We start from the raw sequence: 15,572 nt of genomic DNA, 5'->3' as shown, positions 1-15,572 counted from the left end.
GCCCTCGTCGCCGAGCACCGGCCAGCCGTCCGGGGCCCAGCGCATCGGCTGGAGGTGGACGACCCGGCCGTACGCGCCCCGCTGCTGGAAGTGCGCGAACCAGTCCTCGCCGGCCGCCGTGCGCACCCAGCCGCCCTGGTGCGGCCCGTTGACCTCGGTGTCCTTCTGCTCCAGGGCGATCCGCTCCTCGTACGGCCCGAAGAAGCCGCGGGAGCGGAAGACGCCCTGCCAGCCGGTCTCCACGCCCCCGGCGGGGGCGAAGATCCAGTACCAGCCGTCGTGGCGGTAGAGCTTGGGCCCCTCCAGCGTGAACCAGCCCGGGAGCCGGTCCGCGTCGACGATCACCTTGCCCTCGTCGAGCAGCCCGGTGCCGTCGGGCCGCATCCGGTGCCCGGTGAGCCGGTTCTTGATGCCGGAGCGGGACTTGGCCCAGGCGTGCACGAGGTACGCCTCGCCGGTCTCCTCGTCCCACAGCGGGCAGGGGTCGATCAGCCCCTTGCCCTCCTTGACCAGGTGCGGCGGGGTCCAAGGTCCCCGGATTCCGGGGGCGTTGACCTGGAAGATGCCGTGGTCGGGGTCGCCCCAGAAGATCCAGAACCGGTCGTCGAAGTGGCGCAGCGAGGGCGCCCACACCCCGCAGTCGTGGCGCGGGACGGTGAACTCGGCCGCTGGTTCGAGGAGTTGCAGCGCGTGGCCGACGAGCGTCCAGTTGACCAGGTCCCGGGAGTGGAGCAGGGGAAGACCCGGGGCCCGGCCGAAGCTGGAGGCGGTCATGTAGAAGTCGTCGGCCACGCGCAGGACGTCGGGGTCGGACCAGTCGGCGTCGAGGACCGGGTTGCGGTAGGTGCCGTCGCCCTGGTCGGCGGAGAACGCGGGCGCGGAGGCCGTGGCGGCGGTGGCGGCGGTGGACGCACCGGCCGTGGTGGCGAAGGCACCGGATATCGCGCTCACTGGCTCACCGCCTTGCGGACGAGGGCCGCGGCCCCGCCCCGGTCGAGGGTGCCGTCGGCGACGACGGTGACGATCCGGCGTACGGCGGTCCCGCCCGGTTCGATCGGGAGGCGCTCGGTGTGGGCGAGGGAGGAGCCGACGCCCGGGTACTCGTCGGCACGGACGAACCACGGGTCGCGGCGGGTGGTGTCGGTGGCCCCCGCGAAGATGAGCGTCCAGTTGCCGCCGGCCAGGGCGAGCCAGTCGGCACGGGCCCCGTGGACCAGGGCCTCGCCCTCCGCGTCGGCGGTGAAGACGCGGGGTGGGGCGGCCTCCTTGCGGGCCCGCCAGAAGAAACCGCCGTACGCGGCGCCGGGGCGGCCGTTGGTGGCGGGGCTGCCGATCGACACCGGGGCGTCGGTAATGTTGGTGAGGGAGAAGGTGAAGTCCAGCGCCCAGGCGGACTCCGTGAGTTCGGTGGTCGCGACCGTACGGCGCTCGCGCAGCAGTTCCCTGCCGGACGCCACCCAGCGCAGTTCCTCGACGAAACCGTCGGGGTCGCGCAGTTGGAAGCCGGTGTGGCGCTGGCAGCCGTGGTTGTCGAGCTCGGTCGGGCCCCGGTCGCGGACGTAGGTCCGCCCGCCCCAGAAGTTGTGCCCCTCGACGTCGGGAACGGCGACACCGACGCCGAGGTGGTGGAGGTGGTCGGCGGGGCTCAGTTCGGTGACCGCCGTACCGGAAAGGGTGGTGACGGGATGCAGATAGGGGCGGGGGGAGTGCCGCCGGGGCAGTTCGGGCCGGGTGAGGTAGCGGCCCACCGGACGGCCCGCCACCCGCAGGACCAGGGACTCGTCGGTCGTCATCAAGTGCTCACCTCTTTCGCCGGTGCTGCGGGAAGCGCCCAGGAGGCACCCAGTTCGGAGTAGAGGGCGAGGTTGTCGGCGGCGGCCACGACCAGGCCGTCGATGCCGTCGACGACCCGGCGGTCCTCGTCGGCCGGCCTGTGCCAGGCCTCGGCCGGGAGCGCGATCGGGTCCGGGGCGACCCGGATCGCCTCGACGACCTTCATGAACGCGCCGGTCACGTCCGGCGGGACCAGCAGATCGGCGCCGTCGACGAGGTGGTCGACGAGGTTCTCCAGCAGGTCCGTGCGGTGGTACTCGATCTCCTCCGGGCCGTGTCCGGCCCGCTGGACGAGTACGCGGTCCTGCTTGTACCAGAAGGTGATCCGGCCGCTGGTGCCGTGCACGACGTTGTACGGCTCGCCCGGGTCCTCGGCGCACAGCGTGACCGCGACGGTGATCCGGCCGCCGTCGGCGGTGGTGATCCGTACGCACGAGGTGTCGTCGGACTCGATGTCGTTGGCGCGCAGCAGCTCGGTCTCGATGGCGGTGACGTCCTCGGCACGGTCCGCACCGCCGAGCGCGAGCCCGGTGGCGACGGCGTGCGCGAGGGGGTTGGTCAGCGCCCCGTCGATCACGTCCACGCCGTTCAGGCGCCGCTTGCCGGCCCAGGGCGCCCGCCGGTAGTAGGCCTCGGCGCGGGCCCAGGCACCGGCCCCTCCGATACCGACGACCTCGCCGATCAGGCCCTGCGCGACCATCTTCCGGATCGCGGGTACGGCGTGCGAGCCCAGCGACTGGAAGCCGATCTGGCAGACCACGCCGGCTTCCGCGACCCCGTCGGCCATGCGGCGGAACTCGGCGTACGACGGGGCCGGCGGCTTCTCCAGCAGGACGTGCACGCCCCGCTGAGCCGCCGTCAGTGCCAGGTCGGTGTGGGTCGGGATCGGGGTGCAGATCACGGCGATCGCCGCGCCCGTCGAATCGAGGAGCGCCCCGAAGTCGGCGGACTGTTCGGGCGTGCCGAGGCCGTCCGGGATCTCGTCCGCGCCCAGCGGGGTCAGCTCGCAGATGCCGGCGAGCCGGACGATGCCCTTGTCCTGCAGCCGCCGGATGTTCTCCAGGTGCCAGCGGCCGTGGCCCCGGGCACCCGCGAGGACGAGCGGAAGCGGGGTGTCGTACGTGGCGGTGTGCGGGTTCTTCTGGTCCATCGGGTTCATCGGATCCTCCCTGCGCCCGCGCCGTGTGCCACCTCTCGGGCGGCCTTCCCGGCGCTGTCGATCTTTTGGTGCAGGGTAGGCGTCCAGCCCACGTCGGCCGTGAGGTCACGCTCGCTGCCGGAGTTGTAGGCGTTGTGGATGGCCAGGAGATCCACCGGATAGCCGTTGAAGAGGGTGCCCGTCTGGTGCAGGGCGGTGCCGTTCCAGCTCTTCACCAGGTCGGCGACCTCGATGTGGCCGGGCGTGGTGAAGGCGTTGTTCTCGGCGTACACGGCGGACTCGGTGGAGACGCCGAGGGCGTAGCGGTAGTCGTGGGCGTCGGCCGGGACGACGTACCGGTTGTTGTAGAGGTGCACCTGTCCGAAGCGGACGCGCGGCGCGCGCTGTACGACGTTCTCGAACTGGTTGTGGTGCAGCGTCACCCGGAGCCTGCCCCGGTCGCCCGTCGCCGTGTCACCGTTGCCGATCAGGATCCCCTTGTCGTGGTCGACGAAGCGGCTCCAGGACACGGTGACCAGGTCGGAGGCGTTGGTGATGTCGAGCAGGCCGTCGTGACGGAGATAGTTGCGGCCGAAGTACGTCGGCTCGTCCGCATCGGGGTGGCCCTTGTCGGAGATCGTGACGTGGTCGACCCAGACATGACTGGCGCCGCGCACCCAGATGTTGTCGTACGCCGTCTTCCAGTCGCCGAGGCCGCCGGTGTTGGGCTGCCAGACGGGGAAGCAGTCGTAGGCGTCCCGGAGTTCGAGGTTGCGGACGATGACGTTGTCCACGCCCGTGAGCTGGAGACCGGCGCCCTTCAGGACCGCCGACGAACCCAGGCCGACGATCGTGGTGTTGGAGCCGACGGCCAGTTGGATCCGCTCGGCCTGTCTCGCCGCCGACGCCTGGCGGGCCTCCTCCTGGGGGCCGCTGGGCCTGGCGGAGCCCCAGGTGCGCGGGTCGTACGCGGCCAGGTACTCCTTCAGGTCGTAGCCGTCGGTCGCGTAGTCGTCGCAGTCGAGCTTGTCCCCGTCGTCGGCGGTGTTGGCGTCGACGGTCCCCGCGATCCGGATGATCTTCGGCGTGGCGCTGCCGCCGTCCAGCGCGCGGACCAGCTCGCTCCGGTCGCGCACGGTGAAGACATGGGCGTCGTCGGCGGTGGAACCCCCCGTGGTACCACCGTCGGCCGCGGCCCAGCCGTCGTCCGCCGCGAGCGTGTCCCGGCCGATGTCCCGGGACCCGGCCCCGGCCGGGGTGGTGAGCGTGGGGCCCAGCACCCCCGCGAGGGCGACGAGTTGAACCGCTCTCCTGCGTACGGTCATCCCTTCACCGCCCCGGCGCTGAAGCCCGTGATCAGCCACTTCTGGATGAAGGCGAAGACGATGACCACCGGTACGGCGGCGATGATGCCGCCGGCCGCCAGCGCGCCCAGGTCGACGCTGTCCGCGCTGAGCAGGGTGTTGAGGCCGACCGGGATGGTCTGCTTGTCCTGGTTGCTGAGGAACATCAGGGCGAACAGGAAGTGGTTCCAGGAGTGCACGAAGGCGAAGGAACCGACGGCGATCAGACCGGGCCGCAGCAGCGGCAGCACGATCACCCGGAACGCGGTGAACCGGTTGCAGCCGTCCACCCAGGCCGCTTCCTCCAGCGTGTACGGCACGTTCTTGATGAAGTTGCTGATCAGGATGATCGACAGCGGCAGCTGGAAGACCGTCTCGGCGAGGATGACACTGCCGAGCGAGTTGATCATCTGCAGTTCGGCGAAGATCTGGAACAGCGGGACGAGGAGCAGCGCGCCCGGCACGAACTGGGAGCACAGCAGCGCCAGCATGAACCCGCGCTTGATCTTGAAGTCGAAGCGGGCGAGGGCGTAGCCGCCGGCCAGGGCGACGAGCGTGGTCATCAGCAGGGTGACGACACCGACGAGCACGCTGTTCTGGAAGTAGACCCCGAAGCTGCGCTCGTTCCACACCTTCTCGAAGTGCTCGAAGGTGATGGGCCACGGCACCAGCGAGGTCGAGCCGGGCTTGCGCAGCGCGAAGAGCAGGATCCAGTAGAAGGGGACGAGGGTGAAGACCAGGTAGATCCCCAGCGGCAGGTAGATCTGCCAGCGCGGGACCTCGTCCCAGGCGCGGCGGACCTTGCCCGGGCGCTGCGGGGGCTCCTCGGCCGCGGGCGCGGGCCGCACCGGAACGACCTTCTCGGCGTCCTTGGTGATCACTTGGACTCGCCTCCGAACTTGCTGAGCCGCAGATAGACCATCGAGCAGAAGAGGAGGATCACGAACGCGACCGTGGTCAGGGCGGACGCGTAGCCGAAGTTGTGGGCGTCGACGGAGGTGTTGGCGATGTACAGCGGGAGGGTGGTCGTCTCACCCGCCGGCCCACCGCCTGTCAGGGTGTAGAGGAGGTCGACGTTGTTGAACTCCCACACCGCGCGCAGCAGCGTGGAGAGGATGATCGCGTCCTTCAGGTGCGGCAGCGTGATGTGCAGGAACTGCCGGACACGGCTGGCGCCGTCGACCTCGGCGGCCTCGTACAGGTCCTTCGAGACGGACTGGAGGTCGGCGAGGATGAGGATCGCGAAGAAGGGGACACCGCGCCACAGGTCGGCGACGATCGCCGCCGAGAAGACGGTGGAGGTGTCGGAGAGCCAGCTGGTGCCGTACTCACCGATGCCCATGTCCGCGAGGTAACGGGTGATGCCCGTCTGGGAGTTGTAGAGGAGCACCCAGATCGCCGAGGTCAGCACGCCGGAGACGGCCCAGGGCGAGAAGACCAGCGCGCGGCCGACCGCCCGCCCGACGAACGTCTGGTTCACGATCAGCGCGAGCGCCAGACCGAACAGCAGTTGCAGCGAGACCTCGACGACCACCCACTTGGCGCTGAAGACGAGGGTGTCCCAGAACAGGGGGTCCTCGGTGAAGGCGTGGACGAAGTTGTCGAAGCCGGCGAAGCCGTTCCGCCAGGGTTTCGTGGGGTTGTAGTGCTGCAGGCTGTAGTAGAAGACGCTGATGACCGGGTAGGCGATGAAGCCCAGCATGAGCAGGCCGGCCGGGGCGATCAGCAGGTAGGGCAGCCTGCGTGGTGTCGCGGAGGCACGGCGCCGCCGGGGTGGCGCGGGCGGTTTCGCCACGGCTGCGGCTTGGGCCATGACTGGGGCTCCGTTTCTGGTACGTCGTCGTACGTGGTCACGCGTGGTCGTGCGTGGTCACGCATGGTCGTGCGTGGTCACGCGTGGCGCAGGAAGCGCTTTCTCGATGGGTAGCGGTGTGCTTGATCTCGCGGTACGGGGTGCCACTCGCGGTTGTGTCGCGGGTGCGGGTGCGTTGTGGCTTGTCGCGCGGTTCCCCGCGCCCCTGAAGGACCGGGGGCGCGGGTCGGTCGAGGTGTTCAGCCTGCGTACGGGTCCGGGACCTTGCCCGGTCTGGCCAGGAACTCGAAGTCGCAGCCGGTGTCCGCCTGGGTGATCTGGTCGTTGTAGAGCGCGCCGTAGCCGCGTTCGTAGCGGGTGGGCGGTGGGGTCCAGTCCGCCCGGCGGCGATCCAGCTCCGTCTCGTCCACGTTGAGTTGCAGGCTGCGGGCCTCGACGTCGAGGGTGATCGAGTCGCCGGTGCGTACGAGGGCGAGGGGCCCGCCGACGTACGACTCCGGTGCGATGTGCAGGGCGCAGGCGCCGTAACTCGTCCCGCTCATCCGGGCGTCGGAGATCCGCACCATGTCCCGTACACCCTGCTTCAGCAGATGGTCGGGGATGGGCAGCATCCCGTACTCGGGCATGCCCGGTCCGCCCTTGGGGCCGGAGTTGCGCAGCACCAGCACGCTGTCGGCGGTGATGCCCAACTCCGGGTCGTTGATGGTCCGTTGCATGGTCCGGTAGTCGTCGAAGACGACCGCCGGACCGGTGTGCTTGAGCAGGTGCGGCTCGGCGGAGATGTGCTTGATGACCGCGCCGTCCGGGCAGAGGTTGCCGCGCAGGACGGCGACCCCGCCCTCGGTGGCGACCGGGTTGTCCCGGGTGCGGATCACGTCGTCGTTGTGCACGAGCGCGCCGTCGAGCTGCTCGCGCATCGTGTCGAACGCGACGGTCGGCCGGTCCAGGTGGAGCAGGTCGGTGATCCGGGACAGGAACCCGGGGAGGCCGCCCGCGAAGTGGAAGTCCTCCATCAGGTATCTCTGGCCGCCGGGCCGGACGTTGGCGAGCACCGGGACCGTACGGGCGATGCGGTCGAAGTCGTCGAGGGTGAGCTTGACGCCCGCGCGGCCGGCCATGGCGATGAGGTGGATGACCGCGTTGGTCGAGCCGCCGAGCCCGAGGACGGTGGTGACGGCGTCCTCGAAGGCGTCGGCGGTGAGGATGTCGTTCAGCTTGCGGTCCTTGTGGACCAGTTCGACGATCCTGATCCCGGCGGCGGCGGCCATGCGGTCATGGCCCGAGTCGACGGCCGGGATGCTGGACGCGCCCGGGACCGTGACGCCGAGCGCCTCGGCGGCGGCGGTGAGCGTGGACGCCGTACCCATCGTCATGCAGTGGCCCGGCGAGCGCGCGAGACCGGACTCCAGCTCGGTCATCTCGCAGTCGCCGATGAGCCCGGCGCGCTTGTCGTCCCAGTACTTCCACATGTCGGTGCCGGAGCCGAGGACCTCGTTGCGCCAGTGCCCCGGCAGCATCGGCCCGGCGGGCACGAACACGGCCGGCAGGTCGACGGACGAGGCCCCCATGAGCAGCGCGGGTGTCGACTTGTCGCAGCCGCCCATCAGCACGGCCCCGTCGACCGGGTACGAGCGGAGCAGTTCCTCGGTCTCCATCGCGAGCATGTTGCGGTAGAGCATGGGGGTCGGCTTCTGGAAGGTCTCGGAGAGGGTCGAGACCGGGAACTCCAGCGGGAAGCCGCCCGCCTGCCACACACCCCGCTTGACCGCCTGCGCGCGATCCCGGAGGTGCACATGACAGGGGTTGATGTCGGACCAGGTGTTGAGGATCGCGATGACCGGCTTGCCGAGGTGCTCCTCGGGAAGGTAGCCGAGCTGGCGGGTGCGGGCGCGGTGGCTGAAGGAGCGCAGGCCGTCCGTGCCGTACCACTGGTGGCTTCTGAGTTCTTCCGGCTTCTTCACATCGACCACCCGGCGGCTATGGCGGCGACCTCGGCGCGTTCGTCCTCGGGCAGGTGTCTGCTGGGGGCCCGGACGTCGCGGCGGCAGAGACCGAGGGAGGCGAGGGCCTCCTTGACGACGGTGACGTTGTTGGCGGAGCCGTTGGCGGCGCGCAGCTCCTCGAAGCGGCGGATCTGCTCCCAGACCTTCATGGCGGCCGGGAAGTCACCCGATCGAAGCGCTTCGATCATGTTCAGCGAGACGGCCGGGGAGACGTTCACCAGCCCCGAGGTGAAGCCGGTGGCGCCGGCCGAGAAGTAGGAGGGCGCGTACGGCTCGGCGAGACCGGCCACCCAGACGAAGCGCTCCAGGCCCGCGTCGCGGGCGAAGGCGGCGAAGCGCGCGGCGTCCGGCACGGCGTACTTGACCCCGATCACGTTCGGGCAGGTGTCGGCGAGTTCGGCGAGCCGGACACCGGTGAGCTGCGCGTTGCGGATGTAGGGGACGACGCCCAGCTCGGGCACGGCCTCCGCGATCGCCCGGTGGTAGTCGACCCAGCCGTCCTGCGACACGTAGGGGTGCACCGGCTGATGGACCATCACCATCTGCGCCCCGATCTCGCGGGCGTGCTCGGCGGAGGCGATCGCGGTCGGCACGTCGTGCCCGACGCCGACCAGGATCACGGCCCGGTCGCCGACCTCGTCCATGGTCAGCTCGGTGACGAGGCGACGCTCTTCGGGGGTGAGGGCGTAGAACTCGCCGGTGTTGCCGTTCGGGGTGAGGGTGGTGATCCCTCCGTCGAGCAGCCGACGCAGCAGGGCCCGGTGGGCGCTCTGGTCGACGGTGCCGTCCTCGGCGAACGGAGTCACCGGGATGGCCACCACGTCGGCCAGAGCCGCCCGTTGGGTCTCGAACGTCACGCTGCTCATTGATGACCTTCCTCTGCAAGGACTTCTTGGAGGACTGCGGAGGGCCGGCGGGCCCGCCGCGTCGGGCGGGCTCGCCGTGCCTCGTGGACTCGGGGGCTTACTGGGCCTGCTGAGCTTGCTGAGCTTGCTGGGCCTGCTGTTCCTCGCGGGCCCCGGGGAAGGCCCGTTCGACGAACGAGGCGATGTGCGCGTGCAGGGCGGCGGCCGCGCCGTCGGCGTCGCCGTCGAGGGCGAGCCGCAGGATCTCCCGGTGCTCGGCGGCCTCCCGCTCCCAGGACGGGTCGGCGGCCCAGGCGACGGCCGACACCAGGGCGGCCTGGTCGCGCACCTCGTCGAGCATCCGGCCGAGCAGCGGGTTCCCGCACGGCACGTACAGCGCGCGGTGGAACTCCCGGTTGGCCAGCGACCGTTCGGCGGTGTCCGTGGCCTCGTCGGCCCTGGCCAGCGCGTCACCCGCCGCGTTCCACGGGGCACCGCGCCGCACCGAGCGCCGCAGGGCCTCCGGCTCCAGGAGCAGCCGTACGTCGTAGACCTCGCGCGCCATGTCCGCGTCCACCATGCGCACCGTGACGCCCTTGTACTGGTTCATCACGACGAGCCCGGTCCCGGCCAGCGTCTTGAGCGCCTCGCGCACGGGCGTCTTGGACACCCCGAACTGCGCGGCCAGCTCGGTCTCGACCAGGGCCTGACCGGGCGTCAACTGCCCGGTGAGGATGCGGTGCTTGATCCCCTCCAGCACGAACTGCGTGCGGGACGGGATCGGCATGGGCACAGAGGTCATGCGCGCCTCTCGGTTCTCACGTGTGGAATCCCATATGGGATCTCACGTATCGCGTCTCATATATGACGTACGAAGTACGACGCGTTGAAGGTAGGGAGGGGCTCCGTGTTTCGTCAATGCTTCCGACAAAAGAAGATGTGGCCGCCATCACGCGATCTTGATGCCATACGGCCCTACTGACGGCCCCGCTGACGGCCTTGCCGACCGCTCCGCTGTCACACGATCTTGGTGTCGCCCTCGCGCGCGCTCTCTGTCGGCCCGCCGAAGATGACGGCTGCCCGCCCGGTCGCCCCCTCCGGGGTGAGCGTGGGCCCCACATGCGTGATCAGCAGCCGGCTCGCGCTCTTCGCGTACGTCCCGGCCTCCTCCGGGGTGAGATGCACCCGGGGTTCGCCTTCGCGATGCGAGTCGACGTCCGCCTCGCACAGGAACAGGTCGGCGCCGCCGGCCAGGTGACCGAGGGCGTCGCACGGACCGCTGTCCCCCGAGTACGCGAAGATCCGCCCCTGACACTCGGCGCGCAGCCCGTAGGACTCCACGTCGTGGACCACGGCGCGGGCGGTGAGTGTCAGATTCCAGTGCCGGACCGAATGACCGTCGTACAGGGGGCGGAAGTCGAACACCCCGCTCAGGAACGCCGTGTCCGACCGCCCGAAGAAGCCCGCGAGCCGCCCCGCGCAGTCGCCGGGCGCGTAGACGGGCAGCGGCGCGGGCAGGGTGAGGCCGCCGAACGCGAACCCGTACATCGCGGCCACCAGATCCGCGCTGTGGTCCGCGTGCAGATGGGAGATCCAGATCGCCGTGAGCCGGGTGGGATCCGTGTGCCGCTGCAACTCGGCGAACGTCCCGAACCCCGCGTCCACCCATATCTCGGCGCCCCCGCCGCGCAGCAGATAGCCGGAGGCCGGCCGGCCCGGACGGGGGTGCGGAGAGGCGGTACCGAGGACGGTGAGGCTCAGGGGCATGTCCGGGAGCGTACGGAGACGGGCGGGCGCGCGCGCCGCGTTTGCGGGTTCTGTCCTGGATGCGCCTACGGCGTCCTGACGGTCGGCGGCGCGAGCCGTTCGGCCGTTCCGCCGCGCCCCGTCGTTCCGCCGCGCCCCGTCGTTCCGCCGCGCCCCGTCGCTCCGCCGTTCGGTCGTCCCGCCGTTCGGTCGTCCCGTCGTCCCGTCGTCCCGTCGTCCCGTCGTCCCGTCGCGGGAATCTACGGCTTCCAGATCGGATCGCGTCCGCTCAGCCCGATCACGCGGTCCAGCAGCGGCGCACCGTCCGGCACGGGCACCACGGGGCCGAAGATGTCGCCGCGCGAGGGATCGTCGACCGAGGCGGCGAGGAAGGAGTGCGTCGCGGCGAGGGCAGCCGGATCGGGGTCGTACGCCTGCCCGGTCGCCCGCGCGAGGTCCCAGCCGTGCACGACCAGCTCGTCCGCCGCCACGGCCCCGGCGATCTCCCCCGGCAGCGGCACCCCGCCCGCCCGGGTCTCCCCCGTCCATGCGGCCGCGTCCCGCCAGGCCACGCCGAGCTCGTCGAGGACCTGCGGCAGAGCCTCACGCCAGCCCTGCCCGACGTCGGGCAACGCCGCCTGCGGATCGGTGTCCGTCGTGGGCCCCAGATCCTTCCGGCCCGCGTCACGGAAGGCGACGGCCAGCCCGAGCAGATGGCCGAGGAGGTGGTGCACGGCGTACTCCGGGCACGGGGTGGGCTCGGATAGCTGTTCGTCACGGACGCCTCGGGCGAGGCGGGCGACGATCCGGGCCTGGGGGGCGAGGTCGAGGGGGATCGGGGCGTGGTCGGTCATGCGGTGCTCCTCGGATGGTTCTCGGATGGTTCTCAGGTGCTTCTCGGGTGGCTCTCGGGTGGCTCTCGAAGCTGGGCCGGACGTCTGTGTCTCCCTTGTCCGGTAGACCTTCGGCGTCCCGAGAACTCATCGCGCAGCCCGCACCCACCCCTCCCGGCGACGATTCCTAGGGCATCCGCCCGATCCGGACGGCGGGCCCTTAGCACCACGATCACCAGCCATGACATCCACACCCACGACCCGCACGACCTGGCCGACCGGACGCGTCCTCAGGGACCGCGACGCGGGGCTGTACCTGGCCGCAGTGGTGGTCTCGGGCCTCGGCTCGTCGGCGATGTGGCTGGTCGCGGGCGTCTGGGTCAAGGACCTCACCGGCTCGGACGCGCTGGCGGCGCTGTGCGCGTTCGCCCTGTGGGCCCCGCTCCTCGCCGGCCCTCTCCTGGGCACCCTCGCGGACCGCCTCCACCGCCGCGCCGTCCTCATCACCACCGACCTCGCCCTCGCCGCCCTCCTCCTCACCCTCTTCACCGTGCGCGCCCCGGGCGACCTCTGGCTCCTCTACACGGTCCTCCTCGTCTACGGCGCGGCAGGCGTCGTCCACGACGCGGCGGAGTCGGCCCTGGTCGCCACCGCCGTCGACCCGTCCCTCCTCGGCGACTTCAACGGCCTGCGCATGACGGCGAACGAGAGCATGAAGCTGCTGGCCCCGCCGGCGGGAGCGGGCCTCTACGCCGCGTACGGCGGGGCGACGGTGGCACTGCTGGACGCGGTCACGTTCGTCGCGGCGGCGGGACTGTACGGGGCGGTGCGGTTCCGGAAGACACAGCCCCGCCCCTCGGAACGACCCACCACGGGCCCACGAGCCCGCACCACCGAAGGCGCCCGGCGCCTCCTCACCGACCAGCGTCTGCGCCCCCTGGTCCTGGCCGGCGGCACGACGATGCTGCTCTCCGGGGTGAACGGCGCCCTGATCTACGCGGTGGTCGAGTCCCTGGGCCACTCCCCCGTGTACACCGGCCTCCTCCACGTCGCCCAGGGCGCCGGCTCGATCGCCGTCGGCCTGAGCACGGGCACCCTCCTGCGCCGCCTGGGCGAACTCCGCTTCGCGGCATACGGCATCGCCCTGACGGGGGTGGCGGTGGCGGCCCGCACGATCCCGAACGACATCGTCGTCCTGGCCTGCAGCGCGGCCATCGGTGTCGGTCTCCCCTGTGTCCTGACCGCCGCGCTCACCGCCGTCCAGCGCGAGACCCCGCCCGATCTGCTGGGCCGCACCACGGCCACCGCCCACACCCTGCTGTTCGCCCCGACGGCGGCGGGCATGGCGATCGGCGCGGGCCTGGTGGCGCTGGTCGACCTCCCGGTGCTGCTGCCGACCGTGGGGACGATGTGCCTGCTGACAGCGGCCGGTCTCCTACGCCATCGCCGGTAGGTAGGAGACCCTGTCCCCATGGGCAAGGTGATCTGCGACATCACGATCTCGGCCGACGGGTACTCGGCCGGGCTCAACCAGACAGAGGAACGCCCGTTCGGTGACGACGGCGGCGACGGCACGGGCGGCGCACTGCACGCCTGGATGTTCGACACTCCTGACGAGAACCGGGCCGAGCTCGACCGGATGGCCGCCGCCAAGGCGTTCATCATGGGGCGCAACATGTTCGGCCCGGTGCGTGGCGCGTGGGACCGGCAGTGGAACGGCTGGTGGGGCGACGATCCACCGTTCCACGCACCGGTGTTCGTGCTCACCCACCACGCGCGAGAGACGCAGCCGATGGACGGCGGCACCACGTTCCACTTCGTCACCGACGGCATCGAGTCGGCACTCGCGCAGGCACGCGCGGCGGCCGGCGACGGCGACGTCGCGGTCCAGGGCGGCGCGACCACCGTCAACCAGTACCTCGCCGCCGGACTGATCGACGAGCTGCGGCTGCACATCGTGCCGCTCACCCTCGGCACCGGCACACGCCTGTTCGAGGGCGTCCCGCCGCTGGAACTGGAGCAGGTGACGTCGCGGCCGGCGCACCGGGTCACGCACGTGACCTACCGTGTCCTGTCCTGAGCCGGGGGGCGTCGGCGCACGGCCGCCCCTGCCGGCCCTCCCCCGGCGGGGCCGGACCTCCCGGCTCAGCCCACCGCCGTCAACGCCTCCCGTACCGCCGCCAGGTCCTGGTCCGAGGCCAACCCCGCGTGGTACAGGCGGAGTTCGGTCGCACCCAGCTCCACGGCCCGCCCCGCGTCCTCGGCCAGCGTCACCGGGCTGCCGCCCATTCCCGACACGATGGAGAAGTTGGCGGCCAGTACGGCCCCCTCGGCCTCGACCTCGGCGAACGCCGGCAGCAGTCCGGGACCGCCCGCACACGGCACGACGACACCGTCCGCCACACCCAGAACGTGCTCGGGGTCGACGCCTGGATTCGCCCCGCAGTGATAGGTCACCGGGTCCGCGTGCAGGAGCACCTGGAACCCCGCGGGCGCGGCGGCGCGTACCGCCGTGACGGCCGTCTCCTGGAGCGAGCGCGCGATCGCGTCGCGCCATACCCGCGTGGCCTCGGCCCGCTCGGCCCCGAGGAGTTTCTCCACGGCCGGCCAGCCCTCGTCGAAGGTTTCGCCCCGCCACAGCGGTTCCAGCGCGTCTCGTACGGCCGCCGCCAGCACATCCGGGTTCTGCCCGGCCTCGGCGTACCCCTCGCGGCAGGTGCCGCAGAAGCAGAGCGACATCAGGTACTGCCCGGCGTCCCCGAGCCCGACCCCGCCCGTCTTGTCGTGGGCGTGGAGGTGGGAGATGCCGTACCAGCCGAGCGACTCCAGCTCCGTGCCGCGCGCGCCCGGCCGGACCGCCGCCTCCACCGCCAGATCGACCAGGTACTCCCGCGTTTCGGGCTGCGCGACGCACGGGGCCCACGGGTACCGGTCCCCGTACGCGTTGACCACACAGGTCGAGGGATGCTCGGCGCCCAGGCGGGAGTTGTGCGCCAGGACCACCCAGGTGTGCACTTCGAGACCGGCGTGCGCGAGCGCCGTCGCCGCCTGCCCGAACGCGTCGCCGGGCGCCCACTCCCCCGCCGGGTACGGCCGCAGCGTACGGCCCTGCCACCGAGCACCCGGCGGATACAGCACGGCCGCGTGCTCGGCGGTGACGATGCGCTGCCGGGGGTGGCGGGGGGTGAGCGCGCGGGTGGAGTGGTACGCGGAGGCGAGCGTCGCCTGCCGCACGCCCAGTCCCGCGATGCGCTCCGCGGCGGCCGGATCCCCGTTGACGTCCCACGGGTAGACGAACGTCGACGCCTTCACTTGCCCTCCTGGCACTCTTCCAGCAGCGCGTGACCGCGCTCGATCAACTGGCCCAGCTGCTTGACGTGTTCCTCGGCCGGTTCGTGCAGCGGCGGCCGTACCTCTCCCACGTCCAGCCCCCGTAGCCGTACCCCGGCCTTGACCAACGACACGGCGTAGCCGCGTCCGCGGGCCCGGAGTTCGACGAAGGGGCGGTAGAACCCGTCGAGCAGCCGTTCCACGATCGCATCGTCTCCCGCGCCGAGCGCCCTGTGAAACGCGAGGGCGATCTCCGGTACGAAGCAGAAGACGGCCGACGAGTACAGGGGGACCCCGACGGCCCGGTAGGCGGGCTGGGTCAGCTCGGCGGTCGGCAGGCCGTTGAAGTAGAGGAAGCCGTCCGGGCCGGAGGCTTCGTCGCGCACCGCGCTGACGATCCGCGTCATCAGGTCCAGGTCGCCGACGCCGTCCTTGAGACCGACGATCCCTTCCGTGCGGGCCAGTTCGACCACCGTCTCCGGCGTGAAGACGGCGTTGTCGCGCTGATAGACGACGACGGGGAGGGAGGTCGCCGCGGCGAGTTCCCGGTAGTGGCGCAGCAGCCCTTCCTGGGCGGCCACGACGAGGTACGGCGGCATGGCGAGGAGGCCGTCGGCGCCGGCCTCCTCGGCGAGACGCGCGTAGCGCACGGCGAGGGCGGTGCCGTAGCCCGCGCCGGCCACCACCG

15 protein-coding genes are annotated in these 15,572 nt (G+C 71.4%); 2 read left to right on the top strand and 13 right to left on the bottom strand.

From position 1 onward, the window contains the following. The 11 genes from AWZ10_RS21810 to AWZ10_RS21760 all read right to left on the bottom strand — a co-directional run. Positions 1 to 942, bottom strand: a 942-nt coding sequence (locus AWZ10_RS21810) for a glycoside hydrolase 43 family protein (RefSeq protein ID WP_208618541.1), incomplete at its 3' end; no start/stop codon positions are given. 5 nt (positions 943 to 947) lie between these two features. Then, on the bottom strand, positions 948 to 1,793 hold the full coding sequence (locus tag AWZ10_RS21805) for a DUF6807 domain-containing protein (protein WP_046704232.1): 846 nt from the start codon (positions 1,791 to 1,793) through the stop codon (positions 948 to 950). Then, a complete protein-coding gene (locus AWZ10_RS21800) occupies positions 1,793 to 2,983 on the bottom strand; it encodes a Gfo/Idh/MocA family protein (RefSeq protein ID WP_107417478.1) in 1,191 nt (396 codons plus the stop codon). Before AWZ10_RS21800 ends, AWZ10_RS21805 begins: the two co-directional genes overlap by 1 nt. A gap of 5 nt (positions 2,984 to 2,988) precedes the next feature. After that, positions 2,989 to 4,296, bottom strand: a complete 1,308-nt coding sequence (locus AWZ10_RS21795) for a pectate lyase family protein (protein WP_060891856.1) — start codon at positions 4,294 to 4,296, stop codon at positions 2,989 to 2,991. Continuing rightward, positions 4,293 to 5,195 carry a carbohydrate ABC transporter permease gene (locus tag AWZ10_RS21790; protein ID WP_046704229.1) on the bottom strand — a complete coding sequence of 301 codons (903 nt, stop codon included), beginning with the start codon at positions 5,193 to 5,195 and terminating at the stop codon, positions 4,293 to 4,295. Before AWZ10_RS21790 ends, AWZ10_RS21795 begins: the two co-directional genes overlap by 4 nt. Beyond that, positions 5,192 to 6,127 (bottom strand): carbohydrate ABC transporter permease, encoded by a 936-nt coding sequence (locus tag AWZ10_RS21785; RefSeq protein ID WP_046704228.1) that lies wholly within the window; start codon positions 6,125 to 6,127, stop codon positions 5,192 to 5,194. Before AWZ10_RS21785 ends, AWZ10_RS21790 begins: the two co-directional genes overlap by 4 nt. A 239-nt stretch (positions 6,128 to 6,366) precedes the next feature. Then, on the bottom strand, positions 6,367 to 8,097 hold the full coding sequence (araD, locus tag AWZ10_RS21780) for an L-arabinonate dehydratase (RefSeq protein WP_060891855.1): 1,731 nt from the start codon (positions 8,095 to 8,097) through the stop codon (positions 6,367 to 6,369). Then, complete coding sequence (locus AWZ10_RS21775) at positions 8,085 to 8,996, bottom strand: dihydrodipicolinate synthase family protein (RefSeq protein WP_046704226.1); 912 nt, start codon at positions 8,994 to 8,996, stop codon at positions 8,085 to 8,087. Before AWZ10_RS21775 ends, araD begins: the two co-directional genes overlap by 13 nt. A 97-nt stretch (positions 8,997 to 9,093) precedes the next feature. Next, complete coding sequence (locus tag AWZ10_RS21770) at positions 9,094 to 9,777, bottom strand: GntR family transcriptional regulator (RefSeq protein WP_060891854.1); 684 nt, start codon at positions 9,775 to 9,777, stop codon at positions 9,094 to 9,096. Positions 9,778 to 9,992: 215 nt separating this feature from the next. Continuing rightward, a complete protein-coding gene (locus AWZ10_RS21765) occupies positions 9,993 to 10,742 on the bottom strand; it encodes an MBL fold metallo-hydrolase (protein ID WP_046704224.1) in 750 nt (249 codons plus the stop codon). Between the two features lie 239 nt (positions 10,743 to 10,981). Next, positions 10,982 to 11,575, bottom strand: coding sequence for a TIGR03086 family metal-binding protein (locus tag AWZ10_RS21760; RefSeq protein ID WP_060891853.1), 594 nt, complete (start codon positions 11,573 to 11,575; stop codon positions 10,982 to 10,984). 220 nt (positions 11,576 to 11,795) lie between these two features. Between AWZ10_RS21760 and AWZ10_RS21755 the strand changes: the two genes are divergently transcribed. Both AWZ10_RS21755 and AWZ10_RS21750 read left to right on the top strand, forming a co-directional pair. Then, positions 11,796 to 13,007, top strand: coding sequence for an MFS transporter (locus AWZ10_RS21755; protein ID WP_060891852.1), 1,212 nt, complete (start codon positions 11,796 to 11,798; stop codon positions 13,005 to 13,007). 18 nt (positions 13,008 to 13,025) lie between these two features. Then, positions 13,026 to 13,634 (top strand): dihydrofolate reductase family protein, encoded by a 609-nt coding sequence (locus tag AWZ10_RS21750; protein WP_046705173.1) that lies wholly within the window; start codon positions 13,026 to 13,028, stop codon positions 13,632 to 13,634. Positions 13,635 to 13,699: 65 nt separating this feature from the next. Here AWZ10_RS21750 and AWZ10_RS21745 read toward each other — a convergent pair whose 3' ends face one another. Together AWZ10_RS21745 and AWZ10_RS21740 are read right to left on the bottom strand one after the other, a co-directional pair. Further along, the gene (locus AWZ10_RS21745; protein WP_046705172.1) at positions 13,700 to 14,866 is read right to left on the bottom strand and encodes a hypothetical protein; all 1,167 of its coding nucleotides are present in this window, start codon (positions 14,864 to 14,866) and stop codon (positions 13,700 to 13,702) included. Then, positions 14,863 to 15,572, bottom strand: a 710-nt coding sequence (locus AWZ10_RS21740; RefSeq protein WP_060891851.1) for a 5-dehydro-4-deoxyglucarate dehydratase, incomplete at its 5' end; no start/stop codon positions are given. The genes AWZ10_RS21745 and AWZ10_RS21740, both read right to left, overlap by 4 nt.

The sequence above is a fragment of the Streptomyces europaeiscabiei genome (assembly GCF_001550375.1).
GTDB classification, from domain to species: domain Bacteria; phylum Actinomycetota; class Actinomycetes; order Streptomycetales; family Streptomycetaceae; genus Streptomyces; species Streptomyces europaeiscabiei.
This window is presented reverse-complemented; position numbering and strand designations above follow the sequence as displayed.